Source organism: Enterococcus sp. NBRC 3427 (genome assembly GCF_007996925.1).
Classification (GTDB): Bacteria; Bacillota; Bacilli; order Lactobacillales; family Enterococcaceae; genus Enterococcus_B; species Enterococcus_B lactis.
Genome location: NZ_BJLL01000047.1, coordinates 1 through 21,309, shown reverse-complemented (window position 1 = coordinate 21,309; position 21,309 = coordinate 1). Strand labels below are relative to the sequence as shown.

The 21,309-nt window shown below is 38.2% G+C and carries 18 protein-coding genes; 16 read left to right on the top strand and 2 right to left on the bottom strand.

Annotated elements, in window-relative coordinates; genetic code table 11:
• Positions 1–308: 308 nt before the first annotated feature.
• From ESP02_RS10045 to ESP02_RS10015, 7 genes are all read left to right on the top strand, one after another.
• On the top strand, positions 309–1,649 hold the full coding sequence (locus tag ESP02_RS10045; RefSeq protein ID WP_002373714.1) for a PTS sugar transporter subunit IIC: 1,341 nt from the start codon (positions 309–311) through the stop codon (positions 1,647–1,649).
• Positions 1,650–1,674: 25 nt separating this feature from the next.
• The gene (locus ESP02_RS10040; protein WP_002373712.1) at positions 1,675–2,763 is read left to right on the top strand and encodes a DUF871 domain-containing protein; all 1,089 of its coding nucleotides are present in this window, start codon (positions 1,675–1,677) and stop codon (positions 2,761–2,763) included.
• Between the two features lie 8 nt (positions 2,764–2,771).
• Positions 2,772–3,884 carry an amidohydrolase/deacetylase family metallohydrolase gene (locus tag ESP02_RS10035; RefSeq protein ID WP_033795734.1) on the top strand — a complete coding sequence of 371 codons (1,113 nt, stop codon included), beginning with the start codon at positions 2,772–2,774 and terminating at the stop codon, positions 3,882–3,884.
• Positions 3,868–4,965, top strand: coding sequence for a DgaE family pyridoxal phosphate-dependent ammonia lyase (locus tag ESP02_RS10030; protein ID WP_002373710.1), 1,098 nt, complete (start codon positions 3,868–3,870; stop codon positions 4,963–4,965). Before ESP02_RS10035 ends, ESP02_RS10030 begins: the two co-directional genes overlap by 17 nt.
• Before the next feature lie 13 nt (positions 4,966–4,978).
• Positions 4,979–5,719 (top strand): KDGP aldolase family protein, encoded by a 741-nt coding sequence (locus ESP02_RS10025; protein ID WP_002373709.1) that lies wholly within the window; start codon positions 4,979–4,981, stop codon positions 5,717–5,719.
• Positions 5,720–5,729: 10 nt separating this feature from the next.
• Entirely contained in the window at positions 5,730–6,743 is a 1,014-nt protein-coding gene (locus ESP02_RS10020; protein WP_002373707.1) for a sugar kinase, read from the top strand.
• A gap of 468 nt (positions 6,744–7,211) precedes the next feature.
• The gene (locus ESP02_RS10015) at positions 7,212–8,174 is read left to right on the top strand and encodes a zinc-binding dehydrogenase (protein ID WP_025478432.1); all 963 of its coding nucleotides are present in this window, start codon (positions 7,212–7,214) and stop codon (positions 8,172–8,174) included.
• Between the two features lie 441 nt (positions 8,175–8,615).
• Here the strand turns inward: ESP02_RS10015 and ESP02_RS10010 are convergent, their stop codons facing one another.
• Positions 8,616–9,356 (bottom strand): hypothetical protein, encoded by a 741-nt coding sequence (locus ESP02_RS10010; RefSeq protein ID WP_002373701.1) that lies wholly within the window; start codon positions 9,354–9,356, stop codon positions 8,616–8,618.
• A gap of 442 nt (positions 9,357–9,798) precedes the next feature.
• Here ESP02_RS10010 and ESP02_RS10005 point away from each other — a divergent pair, with 442 nt between their 5' ends.
• The 5 genes from ESP02_RS10005 (at position 9,799) to ESP02_RS09985 (ending at position 14,026) form a co-directional block, all read left to right on the top strand.
• On the top strand, positions 9,799–10,644 hold the full coding sequence (locus ESP02_RS10005) for an acyltransferase domain-containing protein (RefSeq protein WP_002373699.1): 846 nt from the start codon (positions 9,799–9,801) through the stop codon (positions 10,642–10,644).
• Positions 10,645–11,691: 1,047 nt separating this feature from the next.
• Positions 11,692–11,883 carry a D-lyxose/D-mannose family sugar isomerase gene (locus ESP02_RS13610; protein WP_326564806.1) on the top strand — a complete coding sequence of 64 codons (192 nt, stop codon included), beginning with the start codon at positions 11,692–11,694 and terminating at the stop codon, positions 11,881–11,883.
• Between the two features lie 410 nt (positions 11,884–12,293).
• Positions 12,294–12,869, top strand: coding sequence for a TIGR00730 family Rossman fold protein (locus ESP02_RS09995; protein ID WP_002293608.1), 576 nt, complete (start codon positions 12,294–12,296; stop codon positions 12,867–12,869).
• Positions 12,869–13,309: a nucleoside 2-deoxyribosyltransferase gene (locus ESP02_RS09990; protein WP_038398466.1), complete on the top strand. Its 441-nt coding sequence runs from the start codon at positions 12,869–12,871 to the stop codon at positions 13,307–13,309. Before ESP02_RS09995 ends, ESP02_RS09990 begins: the two co-directional genes overlap by 1 nt.
• Before the next feature lie 15 nt (positions 13,310–13,324).
• Entirely contained in the window at positions 13,325–14,026 is a 702-nt protein-coding gene (locus tag ESP02_RS09985; RefSeq protein WP_002293604.1) for a deoxynucleoside kinase, read from the top strand.
• A 487-nt stretch (positions 14,027–14,513) separates the two neighbouring features.
• On the opposite strand, the gene ESP02_RS09980 is transcribed toward ESP02_RS09985, so the two are convergent.
• Entirely contained in the window at positions 14,514–14,939 is a 426-nt protein-coding gene (locus ESP02_RS09980; RefSeq protein WP_002373688.1) for a hypothetical protein, read from the bottom strand.
• 229 nt (positions 14,940–15,168) lie between these two features.
• Between ESP02_RS09980 and ESP02_RS09975 the strand changes: the two genes are divergently transcribed.
• The 4 genes from ESP02_RS09975 to ESP02_RS09960 are packed head-to-tail and all read left to right on the top strand — an operon-like array spanning position 15,169 to position 21,193.
• Positions 15,169–16,494, top strand: a complete 1,326-nt coding sequence (locus tag ESP02_RS09975; protein ID WP_002373684.1) for a PTS sugar transporter subunit IIC — start codon at positions 15,169–15,171, stop codon at positions 16,492–16,494.
• Between the two features lies 1 nt (position 16,495).
• On the top strand, positions 16,496–18,796 hold the full coding sequence (locus ESP02_RS09970) for a glycoside hydrolase family 3 N-terminal domain-containing protein (protein WP_025478431.1): 2,301 nt from the start codon (positions 16,496–16,498) through the stop codon (positions 18,794–18,796).
• Between the two features lie 6 nt (positions 18,797–18,802).
• On the top strand, positions 18,803–19,774 hold the full coding sequence (locus ESP02_RS09965; protein WP_002373681.1) for a LacI family DNA-binding transcriptional regulator: 972 nt from the start codon (positions 18,803–18,805) through the stop codon (positions 19,772–19,774).
• Positions 19,775–19,795: 21 nt separating this feature from the next.
• Positions 19,796–21,193, top strand: a complete 1,398-nt coding sequence (locus ESP02_RS09960) for a glycoside hydrolase family 1 protein (protein WP_002373680.1) — start codon at positions 19,796–19,798, stop codon at positions 21,191–21,193.
• Positions 21,194–21,309: the final 116 nt, after the last annotated feature.

Here is a 21,309-nt window from a genome sequence, read left to right as displayed (position 1 = left end):
TTTTGAACACCGTTTACCAAGAGGTCATGAGCCCTGCCGTTCAGCTCTGAGTCACAAGGAACAAGTTCAAAAAACAGCTTCTCATGTTTTTGAATTGGTCGGACTTGTTACCGTAGATGCAAGGCCGACTATGGATGACCGTATATTCTGAATAAAGGGGTGTGACACGACTTTTGTTGCACCTCCTTTTCTTTGTAAAACCAAAAGAACAAAGGAGGGATGCATCTTTCGAAAAGCGTTTACAAATTATAGTAAAGTATGTTATTATTCAATTGTAAACATTATAATGTTATAAAAGGAGAAGAAAAATGGATAAATTTATAGGAATTATCGAACAAAAAATCATGCCTGTAGCCAATCGTATCGGTACTCAGCGACATATGACTGCCATCAGAAAAGGAATCATTGCCACTATGCCACTGACGATCGTAGGCTCATTTTTTACGATTTTACTGAATATCCCGATTGAATCAGTTGCGGCAGTCATTGAACCTTACCGTGAGATATTAGATATTCCTTTTCGCTATACAGTTGGTATCCTTGCTCTTTATGCGACATTCGGGATTGCTTCTTCTTTAGCGAAAAGCTATCGGCTTGATTCATTGACGGCATGTATCTTGGCATTAATGTCTTTTCTAATCGTGGCAGCTCCTCCTACACGCATCTTAGAAGATGTAGGAGAAATCACAGCCGGACGTTACATCAACATCGCTAATCTAGGATCGGGCTCATTATTTGGGGCGATCGTTACGGCAATTATTTCAGTAGAAATCTACCGGTTTTTTATCGAGAAAAAAATAACTATCCGAATGCCAGATGGTGTGCCGCCAGAAGTAACAAACTCTTTCGTTGCATTGATACCAGGAGCAGTCATCTTGATTTTCTTTTGGATCATTCGCCATATGCTTGGATTCGATTTAAATGGATTCTTGAGTCAACTACTTATGCCTTTGAAAGGTGTATTAGCGGGTAACAGCTTGTTTGGCGGTCTCTTAACTGTCTTTCTGATTTGTTTCTTCTGGGTGTTAGGAATCCATGGTCCGGCAATCATGGGTCCGGTTATTCGTCCGTTTTGGGATATTTCGATTGCTGAAAATATCGATGCATTTAATGCAGGGACAAGTGCTCACGCCATGCCAAATATTTTTACTGAACAATTTCTACAATGGTTCGTTTGGATCGGCGGAGCAGGAACCACTCTTGCGTTGGTCGTCTTATTCATGTTTTCTAAATCCAAGTATTTAAAAAGCTTAGGACGTTTGTCCATTTTACCGGGTTTGTTCAATATCAATGAACCGATGATCTTCGGTGCACCAGTAGTGATGAACCCAGTTTTGGGGATTCCATTTATTCTTGCCCCTCTTGTGACGACCACTCTTTCTTATATTCTCACTGTCAGCGGTGTCGTGCCAATGATGGTTGCGCGTTTGCCGTTTGCGATGCCTGCGCCGATTGCTGCTTGGATGAGCACGAACTGGAGTGTTGCAGCAGGATTATTGGTTATTGGTAATTTCTTGATTACTTTGGCTATTTATTATCCATTCTTCAAAGTATTTGAAAAACAACAATTGGCTAGAGAAGCAGAGGAGCAAGCGAAAGAGCAAGCAGATCTCACTCTGACAGATGGTGTTACCGAAGAACGACTATAATTGAAAAGAAAGAAGAGAACAAACCATGAAACGTTCATTAGGCATTTCCCTTTACCCAGACCACAGTGATCCTCAAAAAGATCGTGAGTATATCGAAACAGCCCATCAGTATGGATTTAGCAGGATTTTTATGAGTATGCTTGAGGTCACGGAAGATCCGGAAGTCGTTCAGAAAAAATTCCAGCAATTAATCTTTTTTGCAAAAGAGAGGGGATTTGAAACGATAGTAGATGTTTCGCCGGCTATCTTTGAACAATTGAATATTTCTTATGATGATTTAGGTTTTTTCCATAGATTAGGCGCAGATGGCATTCGTTTGGACTTAGGATTTGATGGGCGAAAAGAAGCACTTTTGACTTTTAATCCTTATCACTTGGCCATCGAGTTGAATATGAGTAATGATGTCGCTTATCTAGAAAATATCTTGACGCATCAGGCAAATACATCTTTTCTATATGGCTGTCATAATTTTTACCCGCAAGAAGGAACGGCTTTGCCGTATCATTTTTTCCAATCAAGTAGTGAACGATTCAAAAAAAACGGTATTCGAACGGCAGCCTTCATTACCTCACAATCAGGTACAATCGGGCCATGGGATATCAATGATGGACTGCCTACTTTAGAAATGCATCGCCATCTTTCTGTCGAAACAGCGGCCAAGCATTTGTTTGCCACAAACCTAATTGATGATATAATTATTGGAAACGCATACGCAAGTGAAAAAGAATTGAAGTCATTAGGGCATTTGGATCGTTACCAGACTGTTTTTAGAATTGAATTTGTTGCAAATGTAAATGAGGTGGAACGGCAAATCGTATTGGAAGAGCAACATGTTCGTCGAGGGGACATCACAGACCAAGTGATCCGATCAACGGAAGTTCGAAAAAAATACCAAAAAGACGAAAACAAAGTACATGATACTGAGTTTGAATTTGTCGTAGGAGATGTTGTCGTTGGGAATGACCGCTTTGGCAAATATAAAAACGAACTGCAGATCGTATTGGAGCCACACAGTGATCCGCGAAAGAATAAAGTAGGACATATTACTCCAGAAGAATTGATCTTGCTACCGTTCATTCATCCATGGTCTAAATTCAAATTTATAGAAAAGTAGGAATGATTATGTATGATTTAGTCATTAAAAATGCAAGAGAGCTTAACGGGAAGATCTTCGATATCGGGATAGAAAAAGGAAGAATCTGCGAAATCGCCCCTCTCATCAAACAAAAATCTCGTCAGGAAATCAGCTTGACCCCTCAGCAATATTTGTCGGCTGGTTGGATCGACGATCATGTTCATTGTTTTGAGGAAATGACTTTGTATTATGATTATCCAGATCAGATCGGTGTGAATAAAGGTGTGACAACAGTCATAGATGCAGGGACAACTGGGGCAGAAAACATTGCTGATTTTTATGAACATGCCAAACAGGCAAAAACAAATGTCTATGCGCTTTTGAATATCTCAAAATGGGGAATCGTTGCACAAGATGAACTAGCAGACCTAAACAAGATCCAAGCTGATATGGTAAAGCAAAAAATCAAGGAACTGCCAGATTTCATTATTGGAATCAAAGCACGGATGAGCAAGAGCGTAGTTGGTCAAAACGGCATCACTCCACTAGAACTGGCAAAAAGGATACAAAAAGAAAACCATCAGCTTCCTTTGATGGTCCATATCGGTTCTGCTCCGCCGGAATTGCCGGATATCCTCTCTTTGCTGGAATCAGGAGATATCATGACTCATTGTTTCAATGGGAAAACAAACGGCATCTTGGATCAAGAAACGAAAACAATCAAACAAATAGCTGTAGAAGCAAAAAATCGAGGAATCATCTTCGATATTGGACATGGGACGGATAGTTTTAATTTCCAAGTTGCGGAAACTGCCTATAACCAAGGGATAAAAGCAGATACGATCAGTACAGATATCTATATTCGTAATCGTAAAAACGGTCCAGTCTATGATTTGGCTACAACGATGGAAAAATTGAAGCTTGTCGGATATACGTGGGAAGAAATCATCGAAAAGGTGACGGAAGTTCCTGCACAGAATTTCCATTTGAAGACAAAGGGACAAGTCAAAGAAGGCTTTGACGCTGATTTTACTGTTTTTGAATTGATCAATCAACCCAAGGAACTAATCGATTCCAATGGAGAGAAAAGACAGTCAAATCAGCAAATCAAACCAGTAAAAACAATCATCGGAGGAAAAAGTTATGCATGCGAATCATGAGAAATTTCAGCTGAAGAAAGTCATTAATGCTTCAGGAAGAATGACGATTCTAGGCGTCTCGACCCTTTCAGAGACAGTTCTTGACGCGCAACGTTTTGGCGGTCAGCATTTTTTTGAGATGGAAGAATTAAGCATTCAAACAGGAAAATATTTAGCCGATTTGCTAGAAGTAGAAGATGTCCAGATCGTTTCATCCGCCTCTGCAGGAATTGCTCAATCGGTAGCTGCTGTTATAGGCAAAGGAGAACTGTATCCCCTTTATCACCCTTATGCAGAATCCATCAGAAAGCGACAAATCATTTTGCCGAAAGGACACAATGTAGATTACGGAACGGCTGTGGAAATCATGGTACAGCAAGGAGGCGGTCAGGTAGTCGAAGCAGGTTACGCCAATATGTGTACGCCGGAACAGATCGAAATGATGATCACAGAAGAAACAGCAGGGATTCTCTATATAAAAAGCCATCACACGGTACAAAAAAGTATGCTTGACGTGTCAGAGGCAGCACAGATTGCCAAAAAGCACCAGATTCCGTTGATCGTTGATGCTGCGGCAGAAGAAGATCTGAAAAAATATGTGCAAATGGGCGCTGATTTGGTTATTTATTCAGGAGCAAAAGCAATCGAAGGACCAAGTGCCGGAATGGTCATTGGGAAAAAAACGTATGTTTCATGGGTCCGGATGCAATCAAAAGGAATTGGACGTTCCATGAAAATCGGAAAGGAAAATATCCTTGGTTTTGTCCAAGCAGTGGAAGACTATTTGAACAAAGGCAGTGAGTCTGGCCCTGCAATGAAAGAAAGACTACAGCCATTCATCGAACAACTTAATCAAATCAATCATTTAGAAGCTAAGATCGTTCAAGATAGCGCAGGTCGAGCAATCTATCGAGCAAGTGTGAAAGTTTCAGGAGATCAATCAGCTAAACAAGTGATTAAAGCATTGAAAGAAAAAAATCCTGCCATCTATACAAGAGAATACCAGGCAAACAACGGCATCATCGAATTCGATATCCGTTCTGTCAGTCAACAGGAGATGGCAAAAATCATCGATCGTTTAAAAGAAATCTTGAAGAACTAGGAGAGAAAAAGGAATGAGATTAAGTCCCAATTATTTAAAAGATAAGATCTGTCTAAATGTGTTAGCAAATTCTGTAGAAAACGCAAAAGAATGCTATGAGGCAGCAGAAGGCCATATCGTTTTAGGTGTACTTTCAAAGAACTTTTCTGACGACGAAACAGCTATTGCAGAAATGAAAAAATACCAGCAAGCAACAAATAACGCCTTGTCCATCGGTCTAGGCGCGGGAGACCCAAACCAGAGCCAGATGGTCACTCGTTTAGCCGAAGTATTGCAGCCTCAGCATGTCAATCAAGTATTTACAGGAGTAGGAGCTTCCAGAGCAGTATTGAAACAGACAGAAACGGTCATCAACGGTTTGGTTTCTCCCACGGGTAAAGAAGGGTACGTGAACATCGCAACTGGTCCTTTAAGTTCACAAGGACCTGCAGGAGTCGTGACACTTGAAACATCTATTCGATTGTTGAAAGATATGGGCGGCAGCTCGATCAAATATTTTCCTATGAAGGGACTTGCCCATATCAAAGAATATAAAGCACTAGCAGAAGCTTGTGCTGCCAATGATTTTTATTTAGAGCCAACTGGTGGGATCGACCTTGATAATGTGGAAGAAATCGTACGGATCGCAATAGACGCAGGAGTGAAAACGGTCATCCCTCATGTATATAGTGCAATTATCGACAAGGATACAGGGAATACACGCCCAGAAGAGGTACGTCAACTGTTGCAATTGATGAAAAAAATCGTGGAATAAGGTGAGAAGAATGAAAATCGGTGCATTTGGGGAAGTCATGCTGCGACTCACTCCTCCTGAACATTTGATGCTGGAACAAACCCATACCTTACGCATGGCTTATACAGGGACTGGCGTAAATCTGGTAGGGAATCTTGCCCATTTTGGCGTTGAAAGTTATTTACTGACGGCTCTGCCAGACAATCGGCTAGGAAAAGCAGCACTCACTAATTTGAACGGCCTAGGTATCCAGACGAAGTATGTGATCCATCAATATCAACACATCGGCACTTATTTTGCGGAAATGGGGTATGGTGTCCGCCCGACAGAAGTCACTTATCAAAATCGAAAACATAGCTCATTTGGTTTATCTGTGATGGAGGATTATGACTGCGTAGCATTTATTGATGAGATCGACTTGATCCATATCTGCGGGATCAGTTTAAGTTTGTCCGATGAGACAGCTGAAACGGCTATCCAATTAGCAGAACAAGCACATAAAGCAGGGAAAAAAGTTTGTTTTGATTTCAATTATCGTCCTAGTTTGAATCAAGAAGATGGAAAAAAAGAACAAATAAAGAAGCGTTATCATACAATGTTACCTTATTGCGACATCTTGTTTGGCTCAGTCAGAGATCTGACAGAGCTAGTGCAGTGGGAGGAAACAGCCAATGTAGAAAACGAACATGATCCTATTTCTTATATCCAGTCCTTTATGAACCACTACGATATCCAATGGTTTGCTGGGACAAGGCGAGAAAGTGTAGATGGAAGAAAACAGTTAAGTGGTTATTTGATCACACAACAAGAAGCAGAGAAAACAACTGTTTATCCCTTGGATGTACTCGATCGAATCGGGGCAGGGGATGCATTTGCTGCAGGGATCTTACTCGGTTTCTCTGAGAAGTGGTCCTTACAGAAGACCGTTTATTTTGCCTTAGGAAATGCTCGATTAGCTCATTCGATCCAAGGAGATGTTCCGTTAACGACAAGAGAACAAGTCGAACGTCTACTGAATGATCCTGAAACAGACTTGATCCGGTAAAAAGATTCAGGGATAAAACAGGTTAGGATGATTTGTTGTCCTAGCCTTGTTTTTGCTAAAGGAGCTAAAATCTAGAAGACTGCGAAAATCCCAAGGCATTCGGAAAACAGTTGCTAGGTATTTATGTTAGTAAGTGGCGTTATCGATTGGGCGTCTATCGAATGATTTGTAAAATCGATCATGGTAAAAGAAATGTATGAAAAATAAACGAAGTGTGCATAGATAAAAAAGCTTTTGGTTAATAGAAACCGATGAGTTGAGTAAAATCAAAACTGGGTCAGGATGAACATCATTCTGACCCAGTTTTTTTCCATCCAAAAAGAAAAGGGCAGTTAAAGAATCACTAGATTTTTATGTTTCACTATACCTTTTTCCTGTGTTATGATTTGAAAGAACTTTTGCTGATAGTAAAGCAAGTACATTGGTATTTTTAGTATGTGAAATGAAAAAGAAAGCTGGCGTATTTTTTTGAAAGCATTATATTTTTCAACTTTTGGTTCAAGTGAAGTGTTAAGGTATGGAGAGCTTCCAAAACCGAAGTTAGGTGAACAAGAGGTATTGGTACAAACCGAGTATATTGGATTAAATTTTGCAGACATCTATCGTAGAAGAGGCACTTATCATATCGAGAAACACTCACCATATATCAACGGATATGAAGGGGCAGGAACAATTGTAGATGCTGGTTCATCAGAACTGAAAGCGTTGATTGACAAGAAAGTTCTTTTTGTAGACGTTCCTTTTGCAAATGCTGAATTTGTAGCAGTTCCTGTTGAAAAGTTGATTTTTCTCCCCGACAGGATTGGAATGAAAGAAGCAGCCACAATTGGTTTACAAGGATTAACGGCCGATTTTTTGGCTCATGATCTTGGAAACAATGCACCAGGAGACAAGGTATTTATTACTGGTATCAGTGGTGGTGTCGGACAGCTTCTTTCTCAAATTCTGATTGCAGATGGCGTCAGAGTATTTGGCTCAGCTTCTACAAAGGAAAAGCAAGAAATAGCACTTTCTTTAGGAGTAGAAGAAGTATTTTCCTCAAGAGAAACCGATTGGCAAGTAGCTAACAACAATCGCTTTGACACAGTATTTGATGGAGTTGGCAAAACATTGGAAAGCAGTATTGAATTATTGCATAACAGGGGAAAAGTAATCTTTTTCGGAATGGCAGGAGGCAATCCGCCAGCTATTGATCTAGTAGATATGCTTGCTCATTCGAAAAGTATCCTTACAGGAGACCTTTGGGATTATCTTTCTTCTTTTGAGGAAAGAGAAAAAAGGAGCCAACGTCTCTTTTCTTATCTTACAAATAACAAGATAGTGATCCATGAACCGACAATTTTTTCGTTAAAGGATGGAAAAACAGCCCACGAATATCTTGAATCGGGAAAAAACATCGGAAAAGTATTGTTGAAGACAAAAGAGAAATAAAAATGAAAATACTTATAATTGGTAGGAATGGCATACTTGGAAAAGAAGTTGCCAGTTTGTCACAAATTTTATATGTTCATCTCAAGGTTGAAGATGGACTCTATTGTTTCTTCAAGAAAAAATACAAAAAGAGGTTGTGAAATCAGTGTTTTGAGCTAATACCGAGGAGTTGTCAGGAGGACACCGTTTATTCGGAAAAAGGAACTGTGACACGTTTTTGTCAAAGTTCCTTTTTGTTTAATCTTCAGTACTTTGTTGCATTCATGTAATAGTTCTTAGTACATGACAAATTAATGATCTGTTAGTTTGAGAGTACTAGATGTATCTATCTTTTAACAGAAGGTTTCTGAATCCATATAAGATGGTACGCCTTTTTGTAGACTTCCTGTCTCAGTCGAAGAAAATCAACTTGTTAAATGGATGTTTTTTTGTTGTCCTCGTTCAATTGTCGATTACCATAACATCAATAAGCTGTTTGATATCTTCAGGAGTGTTGGTAGGGATACTGACTGTAGAAGCTTCATCTAGTATTTTTTGAGTCTTTTCTTTGACTAGCTCAGGATGGTCAGAAGTTTCATCATGTTGCCAGTGAGAAGGAACAGGGTATTGAGTTATTGTACCGTTATGATTGCTAGAATAAACTACTAAACCTTGGAAACTGATATTCCCACTAAGTGTGACTGTTTCAGCTGGAAAAGCGACACTTCCTTGGTCATAAGGGTCAATTGGGGTTCCTGCTGGAGACTTAGAAACATGCAGTTCAAAACCAGTAATTGGATCAGCTAACCATTGTTTATATTGTGTGCCCATCACAGCTAGCCAAACTCTAGCGTATTCTATTTCTAGATCAGAATAATTACTTAACAAATCAGTTGAATTACTGACTTGTGGACTTGTCGATTCACTGACAGAAGCATAAGTCTCACTACTATTTGTTGACAATACAGTTGACGACGAAGTAGTTGATGGAACGATGGAAGAACTAGTGGTGTGTGAAACTGATTCACTACTGCTTTTAACAGTAGCGCTTGATTCGTTATTCGTTTTACTGTCAGTTGTTGCTTCACGAGCAGTAGTGTTTTCAATAACAGTCGAATGAGGTGTCGACTGGCGAGTGTTTTTTTGCTCGCAACCAACAAACAGAAGTACGAGAGGGAGTAAAATGAATATCCTTTTTTTCATGAAATTAGCCTCCAATTATCTAAGAAAATAAAATAACGTTTTTATTTCTATTTATTGTACTCCTGTATAATAAAGAGGAAAAGTATATTTGATTAAGAAACCTCTCTGGTTTGGAGAGAATTAGATGAAAATTAAAAGCTAATCTGAATAGAATTTTTTTATAACCATATGACACAGCAAAGTTATTCTTTTACTTAGTATGGAAATCAAATTATTTAGCATAAGTATTATTTTTTTACATAAAGTTGTTGTTTTTGATATATATTTATTTGGCACTTTGTGATTATGTAAAAGAACAACGTGATGCTGGGCGAATCAAAGTAGTGACGGCATCTGATCTTGCAAATGATGTACAATAAAGAAGTTGATTAAAGATTCGAAAAACGATAATTGATTATTTGAGCCACACACTTAAGAAGAGGGGAATGAAGAAAGAATTTCGATGGAGGAAATAGTGTATCAAATCAAGAATCTAGCGGGTAACTTAGATTTCCCAGAAGCCGTGATAGAACAAATGATGCTGGAGATAGAAAGTATTTCTAGTGAAATGCTTGAACAATATAGTCGTGAATTACTGGATGCTAATAAAGCAAAAGCAGCTGCCAAAAAAATAGACGAAGTTTATGAAGAAGAGCCGTTTGTAGCATTAACAATTTATCTATATGCAGCTTCTCAAAGTTGGTTAAAAATTTATCAACCATTGAAGATTCCGAGAACTGTCTATTTGGCAACAATGAATGCTTTTACTAGATTTATTCATGAACATTTTCAAGTAACAGGAAGGTATCGCTTTGACCGTGGTTTTTGGATTTGGCGTTACACTAGCGGATTGATCTTTCGGATTGGTGAATTGGAATACGAAAGGACATATTTTCCAAAGGGGCACAAAGAGCTAAAATTAGAGGGGAAGCAGTGTCTTTCTCTTCATATTCCTTCCGATGCAGATTTATCCCGAAATAAGATAAGAGATAGTTACGAAAGCGCCATTCGTTTTTTTGAATTGTATTTTCCTGATTATCATTACCAAGTGATGTACACAGATACTTGGTTACTGTCGCCAAATCTTACTAAATGGTTGAAACAAGATTCAAAAATCCGACTTTTTGCAGCTGATTATCGTCTTTTGTCAGTGGACGAACAAGATGATAGCGGAGTTCCATGGATCTTTGGACGAGTAGATGCTCAAGTACAAGACTATCCAGAAAAAACGAGTTTACAACGACAAGCGAAACAACAGTTACTTGCAGGTGCACACATTGGCTCCGCTTTAGGTATTCTTTCCCTATAACTTTAACACTTCAAAAATTTTAAACATATAAATAACTGCATTGACCAAAAAATTAGACTTCTATGGATGAGGGAAATCTACTCATTCATAGAAGTCTAGTGATTAAAGGAAGCTTTTAATTCATTGAAACTATGATAAGCTACTCCATAGATCCATTAAATGAACCAAACGCCTCACCTCTCATCTTGAAACTATTAGAAGAAAGAAAAAGAGAAGGGGCACTAGAAACAAGTGTATTTCGCAAATGGGTCGTAAAAGAATAAGAAATGTTGCTTTTACAAAAACCTGACCGAAAAACAGTACACATTTTCGTGTTTTTTCGTTTTTTCTTGACTACTGATGGCGCTATCAGTATCATAAATGGCAGATAGAGACAGCCAAATAAAAAAAGGCACCTCTACTTCTAGTGGCAGCTAGAAGCAGAGGCCTTGAAAAGTCATCACACGTGACCGTCCAAGTTTGCCATAGTCAATGTAAATACATCAACCTTGTTTATTGTATCGAATCTAAAAGGAGAAATCTACCCTTTAGAGGAGAAATTTTAACAAATTGTATGCGTTTTATTTGCTGAGCAAAAGGTATTGGACATTGTGTTCAATACCTTTTTTGTCTGAACATACACCCGAAGATAAATCTGCTCTGTTCGAAGGTTTTATATTCTTTTAATAGAGCTACAGCCAGCAGATCAGGTCAGTGTAAAAAGATGCTTTTTTCGTCAAAGGAACCAGCCTTTGCGTATCATATTATGAAAGCAGATTTTATTTGGCTGTTTTCTATCCTGTTTATTATTGAAAAAGCCAGTAGCCCTAAATGCAGAAATCATCCAAGGAGAAAAAGAGGTATCTTGGGATGATTTGACGATCATTTAGGAAGGTAGAGACGGAACAGAATGGATTACAAGAAAAGAGTACAACAAATGTTCCTAGATTCAGGAGTAGTATTGAAAGAAACAACACTAGAAAAAATCGAATATACAGTTTTTAGTATCGAAAAGGCTTAGTATATCTTTATGTCGAAGGAAAAGAAACAAAAAAACTTTCCTGTACTATTCCAAAGGGGCAAGAAAGTTACTATACGGCAAAAAAAGAAATCATACTTCACGTTGGAGACCAGTATACGATCGAACCAACTATCAAACACTGGTTCCAGGCAGGTGCAACAGGCGCGGTTATCACCGAATGTTCTTCCAGCAGTGATGATCCAAGTGATAGTTTTATGAATCCAGCTATTTATCGTTAATACAAAGGTTTGAGAACAAGCTGATGAACCAAAATGATCAAATTTCGATCATTTGGTTCGTCGGCTTTTTTATTTAGAGAAACATCAAGCGTTGGTGAAACATAACACGAGAATAAAATGGATTTTTCATTAATAGGAGAAAGAAGTGTGTGACGATTTAAATAATGCGTGTTATTGACATGTAGGACGAAATCCCAATTTCTTCTATAAGTAAGTCGTTTCAATTTTATATTTACTAGTTATTTATTTTTTTTGTTACTGTAAAATAGCTGAAAAATTATTTTTTTGTAAATACTATATATAGTGGTTTTTAATCTGTATACCACTAAAAAACTACAAAATCTAGTCTTTTATTTTAAAAAAACACGTGTAGAATGAAGATAGACTTTTGAGTTAGGGAGTGTTTTTTTATGAAACTTACTGTTTTTTGCGGTTCCCGTTTTGGCAATAAAGAAAGTTACAAATTTATTGCGCAAACGTTAGGAAAATATATGGCACAAGAAGAAATCGAACTGGTTTACGGTGGTTCATACTCCGGGATTATGGGAGTGATTAGTAAAACAGTACTGGAAAATAACGGAAAAGTCACAGGTATCTATCCAAATGGCCTTTTTGAAACTGAGCTGCCAGGGAAAGATGTTACTACATTTATTCCTACAGAGACAATTGATGAAAGAAAGGTATTATTATTTGAAAAAGGAGATGCTGTCCTCGTTTTCCCTGGAGGTCTAGGTACATTGGAGGAATTTTCGCAACTTCTTTCTTGGATAGCGATCGGCCTGACGCCCGATAAGCCAATCGGAATATTGAATATTGGCGGTTATTACAGCGGCTTGCAACAATTATTAGAAACTTTTGCAAAAGAGGATTTTATGGATAAAAAATGGTTGGATCAAGTGATCTTTTCCAACAATCCATTGGAACTGGTCAATGAATTACGAGCAGTATCTATTAAAAATCAGTTATTATTGAAGGAGGCAAAATAATGAGTCAAATATATTTAGCAGGACCATTTTTTTCAGAGGAGCAAATCGATCGAGTAAGTCGTATCGAAAAAGCGTTGGAGGAAAACAAAACAGTTACAAGTTTTTACTCTCCACGTCATCACCAAGAAAGCAATTATGAACTATTCAGTGCTGGTTGGGTGCAAGAAGTATACGAAAAAGATATGGAAGAGTTGACAAATGCAGAATTTGTTGTTGCTATCCTTGACTTTGAGCATCAAACAATCGATCCAGGAACGGCTTACGAATTAGGTGTGGCAACTATGTTGAAAAAACCGATGATCATCGTACAAGAAGAGACGGTACCTACGAACTTGATGATTACACAAAGTCTTCACACATATTTAAAATCAGACCAAGCTGTACGTGAATATGATTTTGAAAAATTGCCTGTTGAAACTTACTTAGGCGAGTACTTATAGAAGAGGAAGGGTTGTATGTCAGTGATTTTGATTTCAGGAACGATTGGTGCAGGTAAGAGCAGTTTGACGGATATGCTTGCAAAAGAGATTGATTCTAAACCATTTTATGAAAATGTCGAAGATAACGAAGTATTGCCGCTTTTTTATTCAAATCCTGAGCAGTACGCATTTTTATTGCAAATCTTCTTTTTGAATAAGCGATTTTTAGCAATGAAAAATGCTTTAGTGAACGATGACAATGTGCTAGACCGCTCCATCTACGAAGATAGTCTGTTGTTCCATCTAAATGCTGATTTAGGTCGGGTAACGGATATCGAAGTACAGCAGTACGATAGCTTATTAGATACGATGCTAAACGAGTTAGATGATGTTGCTCCAAAAAAACGGCCTGATTTGATGGTCCATATCAAAGTTTCTTTGGACACGATGCTAGAACGTATCAAAAAACGCGGGCGTGACTATGAACAGCTAGAAAGCGATGAGACGTTATACACTTATTACGAAACATTGAACACCCGCTATAATCAATGGTATGAGGATTTTGATGTATGTCCTAAAATACAAGTGGATGGGGATACATTCGATTTTGTAGAAAATCCAGAAGATGCAAAAAAGGTGATTCGTCAGATCCAAGAAAAATTAGCTGAATTGGAAGGAAAGCCTGCTGGAAAATATTTTACAGATAATCAGCATGCGAAAGGTCAAGAATTAGGCTAAAAATAAAAAACCAAACGATGGGAAAGAAAAATTACTACGTGATGTAGAATAAGTCTTTCTATCGTTTGGTTATTTTATATTCAAAGATGTGAAATAAATAAAACGTTACTCTTTGATTCGTGAACTGAAATGATCTACTGTTTGTTTTACTGATGAAGCTTAATCAAAGGAAGAAGCTGAGTTTGAAGTTCATAAAAATCAGCCATAGTGAGTTTTGCTTGATTTTGCTTATCTTCTTTTGCTTTTTACATAATTTTTGACAGGATAAGATTCAAACGATTTAAAAGAATCTTTGACTAGTTTGTGGCAATTGTCGCATATACTCAAACTTCCTTGATCATTAAATTCTGTATGGATATTTTTGTTGTTATTACATGTACAATAATCAGGACTATCGATCATCCATTTCGTCTCCTTTACAGTCATCTTGCTTCTTTACTATAGCAGAAAAGAAGGGGAGAAACAAAAGAAGATCCAACAGATGGCACTATAGACTGTAGATGTTGCCATCCTCATCCTTCAAACGGTAATTACCGATTTTGGTAAATGTGACTGTTGCTTCTTTTTTATTTTCTTTTCCTGAAATAATATATTCGTCATCTTTGGTAGTGATCTTAATATCTGTCAGCACTGTTTTTTCTTCAGATGATTCAGAAGAATCAGTTCCTTGTGTCTGATACGTGCGTGTCCATTCCATTTTTTTATCTGTAAATGTCAACTGTCCCGCGGATAAATCCATATCTTTACGTACTTTTAGCGTATATACACTGTTAGTGATATCTGCTTTTTCCGCTTTTAAGACAGAAGAATCGGTTGTTTCGTCCGAGGATTGGTCAGAGCCGCCAAACAAATCACAGCCAGTCAATGTCAAAAGTCCCGCAGACAAAATAAATAGTACGATTAATTTCTTCAAAATACTTCCCCCATTTGATAGGATAAAGAAATTATACCATTGGAAAGTAAAACTTCAAACGGATGGAAGAGAAAAAATTCACAAAATACCATTAAATAGAATAAATTTTCAAAAGTCATAAAAAATCCACCACTTTCAGAAAGCGTTTTAAAAAATGTGTTGCAATCTTTTAGAAAAATGCTATATTAAAAATGAACCGGTTCAATTTTAGAATCTAGGAGATGAAATAATGAAAGTCGTAGACAGACTATCTGAAAAAATGCTACCAATCGTATCTAAGATGAGTAGCCAGCGGCACTTGCTGGCCATTCGAGACAGTTTTATCGTTACTATGCCGTTAGTAATGGCTGCTTCTGTCATGGTTTTGCTGAATGCTCTGATTTTTTCAAATGCAACAATCCAAAGAGTACTTGATCTAAGTCCATTGGCTGAACTTGCTTCAATCGTGAATAATGGTACGATGAGTATTTTAGCTATTATCGTGTGTTACAATATCGGCTGGAATTTGGCAACCCATTATATCCAAATAGGCGTGATTGATGATCCATCATTTAGTCCTGTTCATGCAGGAATTCTAAGTACAGCCGTAATGTTTATTTTGATGCCTTTATCAAGTACAGTCACTTTGTTGGACGGAAATACAGCAGAAGCTACAGGGGTTTTCTTACAAAGTCTGACTTCTTCGTCTGGCTTAGCAACGGCGATGATTGCTGCCCTTGTCAGTACAGAATTATTTATCAAATTAGCGAAAATGAAGAGTTTTAAAATCAGGATGCCAGAAGGAGTTCCACCGGCAGTAGCCACGTCATTTAATTCTTTAGTACCAGAAATAGTTGTCATTTTATTTTTTTCAGTTGTCGTTTTTACTTTAAACCATACGACTGGTTTGAATGTTCCGCAATTAATTGAATTAGCGATTCAGACGCCATTGAAAGCTTTTGTTTTATCCGTCCCAGGCATCTTATTTTTACAGTTTTTCTCTGATTTCTTATGGGTGTTTGGGATGCATGGTTCGAGTATTTTGGCTCCTATACGGCAAGCACCTTTGTTACAATCTATTCAGGAAAACATGGATGCTTTTTCAGTAGGAAAAGAAATTCCTAATATTATTACGGAGCCCTTTACCAATGCATTTGGATTGATTGGAGGTGGTGGGTGTATTTTACCGTTAGTTATTGCTATCTTGTGGGCTTCTAAACGTCAAGAACAGCGATCGATCGCTAAATTTGGTCTGACTACTTGTTTATTTAATATTACGGAACCAATTATGTTTGGATTACCAGTAGTCATGAATCCAATATATATGATTCCTTGCGCTATTATACCATCTATTAACTTGATTATTGCCTACGCAGCCACAAGTCTTGGAATCATCAGTAAAACAGTTGCTGCTGCACCTTGGATCACTCCGCCGGTTATACAATCTTTTATTGCTACAGGAGGCGATATACGAGCAGCAGTCTTAACAGTAATACTTATCATTCTAGATGTATTTTTATTCCTGCCATTTGTATTAGCCGCTAATAAGGCAAAATTGGCAGAAGGAGGATATTAAGGTGTACGATTACCCGTATCAAAACCCAAAGTTAACCATCCGCCAAAGAGTAGAAGATTTACTTTCGCGGATGAATATTGCTGAAAAAGTAGGACAGGTAAACCAGCATTTGTATGGTTGGGAATGTTATGAAAAAAATGGAGACAAGATCGAATTAACAGAAAAGTTAAAAGAACATGTTAAATGGGGAGGCGGTCTGGGTGCCTTATACGGTCTGTTTCGCTCTGATCCGTGGTCTAAGACAGATTATAAGAATGGGATTCCTGCAAAAGAAAGCTGGAAGGTGGCTAATCTACTCCAAGAATATGTACTACAGCATTCGCGATGGAAAATTCCTGTTTTGCTTGTGGAAGAATGTCCACATGGTCATCAAGGTTTGGATGGGATTTCTTATCCAACGAATATCGGCCGTGGAAATACCTTCAATGTAGCGTTATTAGAACAAACGAGCCGATTGATGGCAAAAGAACTGGCTGCTAAAGGTGTTCATTTAGCGTTGGTTTCGACTTTGGATCTGGCAAAAGATCCTCGTTGGGGAAGGACAGAAGAGTGTTTTGGGGAAGATCCGATTCTCTCAGCTCGTTTTTCTGAAGCGGTCATTCGAGGGTTTCAAGGAGAGATTATTTCAGAAAAAGTTTCTTTTCTTGATCAGACAGTAGAGGAAATCAATAAGAAGAAGGATCAGATCGGTGTTGTGTTAAAGCACTGTATCGCACAAGGAGAAGCTTTAGGCGGTCATAATTCAGGCACAGTGACGATTGGACGCAGAGAGTTTTCCGATATTTACGGACCATTATTGAAGAGTACAAGAAATGCAGTAGGTGTCATGGCTGCTTATAATGATATCGACGGGGTACCTTGTCATATCAATCGAGCGCTTTTTGAGCAAATATTACGAAAAGAGATCGGTTATCAAGGGATCGTTATGGCAGACGGTGTTGCTTTGGATCGTTTATCCGATGTTTTTACAGATAAAAAGACTGCTGCAGCATATGCATTAGCGGCAGGAATCGATCTAAGTTTGTGGGACGAGACCTATACCAAGATTGCAGAAGCCATTGATGATCAAGTCGTAGATGAACAGCTACTAGATCAAGCAGTTCGCCGAGTTTTATCTGTCAAATTTTTATTGGGTTTGTTTGAACAGCCGTTTGCAAACGATCCAAAGGAGTATTGGGATCATCTCATGGAGGAATCAGAGCACTTAAATTTAGAGACAGCAAAAGAAAGTATCACTTTACTAAAAAATGACGGTATATTGCCGTTGGATCAACAAGTAAAAAACATTGCTGTTATAGGACCAAATGCTCACGATGTATACCACTTGTTGGGAGACTACTCTGCACCACAAACAGAAGACCGTTTGAAAAAAACGATAGTACAAGAAATAAAAACAGAGTTTCCCCAATCAACGGTTTCTTATGCACAAGGATGTGAAGTAAGAAATCAGGAGGATCAGGAAGAAAAATTATTAGAAGCGGTGACCCTTGCTCAAAACTCAGATGTGATCATTGCAGTTCTAGGTGGATCAAGTGCGCGGAACTTTGATATGGAATTCCTTTGTAACGGGGCAGTTTCATCGAAAGGGATCAACATGGATTCTGGAGAAAATGTAGATGTTGCTTCTCTTTCTTTAGGTGGATACCAAGAACAGCTGATCGAACAATTGCATCAACTAGGCAAGCCAATCATCACGATACTTGTGCAAGGAAGACCCTACGATTTGATGAAAATCGAGTCATTTACGAATGCCATTGCAACAGCATGGTTTCCTGGACAGGAGGGTGGAAAAGCCATTGCACAGATGATTTCTGGAAGAAATAACCCAAGCGGACGATTGAGTTTGTCTTATCCTAGAAATAGTCAGCAACTACCTGTTTATTACTATCAGCGTGCTGCTTCTAAACAAGAGAATTATTATGATTTAAGCGGCAGTCCATTTTATCCTTTTGGACATGGTCTAAGCTATACAACATTTGAATACAGTCAGATGGAAGTCAAAACGGATATTGACAAAGTAATAATATCAATTAAAGTTAAAAATACAGGAAGTGTTTCAGGTAAAACAAGTACTCTTGTCTATGTCCGATTAATTGACGGCGCTGTCATCCAAAGAACGAAATTATTGAAAGCTTTTCGTAAAGATGAATTGCAATCTCAAGAGGAAAGACTGCTTGTTTTTGAACTCACTTCTGAAGACTTTAGTTATATGGATATTGATGACAAGAGGCATTATGCAAAGAAAGCGGTCATCATGGTCGAACAACAAGAAAGAGAAATCAAATGTAACTGGCAGGAGTGAAAATGTATGGCATCGATCCGTGACGTGGCTAAGATGGCTGGTGTTTCAGTGGGAACAGTTTCCCGCTATTTAAACGGTCAGCAGCTGAAGGAAAAGAATATGGAAAAAATAGCAGAAGCGATTTCAGCGTTGGACTATAAAGAAAACATCATTGCTAAAGGGTTGAAGAATAATCGAAGTTTCTCTATTGGACTTTTGATAAACGGGATATCTAGCCGTTTTGGTTCGGAGGTTGTTTCAGGGATCGAAAGAGTAGCTGAAGAAAATGGGTATAGCTTATTATTAAGCGGGTTTGCCGATCAGCCAGAAAAAATCGAACAAAAAATTGAATACCTGATGAAGCATGCAATCGATGGGTTGATCGTCTTCTTATCAGAAGAAGAGTGGTCTGGATTTGAAATGCTGACAAAAATGAGTATCCCAGTTGTCGCATTGAATTGTCCGGATGGGCCAGCAGGTATTGATACAATAGTAGTGAATGATCGAGAAAGTGTAGCAAAAGTGATTGCTCATCATGGCGAACAAGGACATAAAACAATAGGATTTATTGCTGCCGCTCAAACAGATTACGTAGCAAGAGAACGTTTAGCTGGAGCTAAAGAAGCGGTACAAAAGGATCCGTCTATCCATTTAGAGATCTTTACAGGAGACTATTCTAGAAAAAGCGGCTATTACGGGGCAAAAGCATTATTAGAAAAAGGGGCAACTGCTATTTTTGTCAGCAATTACAATATGTCGATTGGTGCCATCGAATGTTTCAATCAAGAAGGTGTCAGAATCGGGAAGGATATTGCGTTCAGTCACTATGATTATTTAGATAAAAACGATCTGAGTATCCTTCCGAAAATCACGGTCACGCCACCAACAGATAAAATCGGGGAACGAGCAGCAGAGCAGCTGTTGAAACGAATCAAAAAAGAAGAGGAAGAAAATGAAAAAGTGATTGTGATGGAAAATATCATACATGGAATCAACTAAAAAAGAAAAAGAGGTGCTTTGATGAAAAGATATCAATTTCCAGAAAACTTTTGGTGGGGCTCTGCAGCAAGTGGTCCACAAACAGAAGGAAGAATTTCAGGCGATGGAAAAGGAGAGAACATTTTTGATTATTGGTACAAAAACGAACCGCAAAAGTTCTTTGATCAAGTAGGACCTGAAAAAACCTCGCAAGTTTATACGAAGTATCAAGAGGATGTACAGTTGATGAAACAGACTGGGCATAATTCATTTCGAACCTCTATCCAATGGAGCCGTTTGATACCTGATGAATCTGGAACAATCAACGAAGAAGCCGTTCGTTTCTATCATCGCTATTTTGATGAGTTGATTGAAAACGGTATCGAACCCTTTGTTAATCTGTATCATTTCGATATGCCGATGTATCTGCAAGAAAAAGGCGGATGGTTGAACCGAGAAACGGTTGAAGCTTATGAAAAATACGCAAAAAGTTGTTTTCAATTGTTTGGTTCGAAAGTAAAAAAATGGTTTACCCATAATGAACCGATCGTTCCAGTCGAGGCAGGTTATTTGTATCGATGGCATTATCCGGAAGAATCAGATATGAAAAAGGCAATCCAAGTTGGTTATCATGAAGCGTTGGCTTCAGCGTTAGCCATCAAAGCTTACCATGAAATGGATCAAAACGGTGTCATCGGAATCATCTTGAATTTGACACCGAGTTATCCAAGAGACGAATCAAATCCCGAAGATGTTAAAGCAGCACGAATAGCAGATGCGTTCTTCAATCGTTCATTCCTTGATCCAGCTGTAAAAGGTGAGTTTCCAAGTGAATTGATCGAGAAAATAAAAGAACTCGATCTAATGCCGGAGATCCATCCAGATGATTTGACGATCATTAAAGAAAACACAGTAGATCTTTTGGGAATTAATTATTACCAGCCACGCCGAATAAAAGCAAAAGAAACACCAATCGATACTAAAAACGGTCCTATGCCTGAGGATTACTTCGACAATTATGAAATGCCTGGTCGTAAAATGAATCCTTATCGCGGATGGGAGATCTATGAAAAAGGAATCTATGATATTTTGATCAATGTACGAGATCATTATGGGAATATCGACTGTTTTATTTCTGAAAACGGCATGGGTGTAGAAAACGAAGCACGATTTATCAAGGAAGATGGTATGATCCACGATGATTATCGGATCGAATTTGTTCAATCTCATCTGAAATATGTCCATCAAGCCATTCAAGAAGGTGCCAATTGTTTAGGTTATCATATGTGGACATGTATGGATAACTGGTCGTGGACCAATGCCTATAAGAATCGTTACGGTTTTATTTCGGTAGATTTAGCACAAGATGGAAAAAGAACGATCAAGAAATCGGGTCATTGGTTCAAAGATGTATCGGACAGAAATGGATTTGAAGCTTAAAGAAAGAATAGCCAAGAGAGAATGTATAAAAGTCCCTATTCTTACCGCTTCAGGAAAAAGAAGTTCAATTATTTACGATCTTTTTCAACTTTTTTGTCTTTCTATTTCATTTTTGA

Excerpts from the sequence above, each read along its gene's own strand:
- ESP02_RS10045 (WP_002373714.1), top strand. The coding sequence starts at position 309 with ATGGATAAATTTATAGGAATTATCGAACAAAAAATCATGCCTGTAGCC.
- ESP02_RS10040 (WP_002373712.1), top strand. The coding sequence starts at position 1,675 with ATGAAACGTTCATTAGGCATTTCCCTTTACCCAGACCACAGTGATCCT.
- ESP02_RS10035 (WP_033795734.1), top strand. The coding sequence starts at position 2,772 with ATGTATGATTTAGTCATTAAAAATGCAAGAGAGCTTAACGGGAAGATC.
- ESP02_RS10030 (WP_002373710.1), top strand. The coding sequence starts at position 3,868 with ATGCATGCGAATCATGAGAAATTTCAGCTGAAGAAAGTCATTAATGCT.
- ESP02_RS10025 (WP_002373709.1), top strand. The coding sequence starts at position 4,979 with ATGAGATTAAGTCCCAATTATTTAAAAGATAAGATCTGTCTAAATGTG.
- ESP02_RS10020 (WP_002373707.1), top strand. The coding sequence starts at position 5,730 with ATGAAAATCGGTGCATTTGGGGAAGTCATGCTGCGACTCACTCCTCCT.
- ESP02_RS10010 (WP_002373701.1), bottom strand. The coding sequence starts at position 9,356 with ATGAAAAAAAGGATATTCATTTTACTCCCTCTCGTACTTCTGTTTGTT.
- ESP02_RS10005 (WP_002373699.1), top strand. The coding sequence starts at position 9,799 with ATGGAGGAAATAGTGTATCAAATCAAGAATCTAGCGGGTAACTTAGAT.
- ESP02_RS09995 (WP_002293608.1), top strand. The coding sequence starts at position 12,294 with ATGAAACTTACTGTTTTTTGCGGTTCCCGTTTTGGCAATAAAGAAAGT.
- ESP02_RS09990 (WP_038398466.1), top strand. The coding sequence starts at position 12,869 with ATGAGTCAAATATATTTAGCAGGACCATTTTTTTCAGAGGAGCAAATC.
- ESP02_RS09985 (WP_002293604.1), top strand. The coding sequence starts at position 13,325 with ATGTCAGTGATTTTGATTTCAGGAACGATTGGTGCAGGTAAGAGCAGT.
- ESP02_RS09975 (WP_002373684.1), top strand. The coding sequence starts at position 15,169 with ATGAAAGTCGTAGACAGACTATCTGAAAAAATGCTACCAATCGTATCT.
- ESP02_RS09965 (WP_002373681.1), top strand. The coding sequence starts at position 18,803 with ATGGCATCGATCCGTGACGTGGCTAAGATGGCTGGTGTTTCAGTGGGA.
- ESP02_RS09960 (WP_002373680.1), top strand. The coding sequence starts at position 19,796 with ATGAAAAGATATCAATTTCCAGAAAACTTTTGGTGGGGCTCTGCAGCA.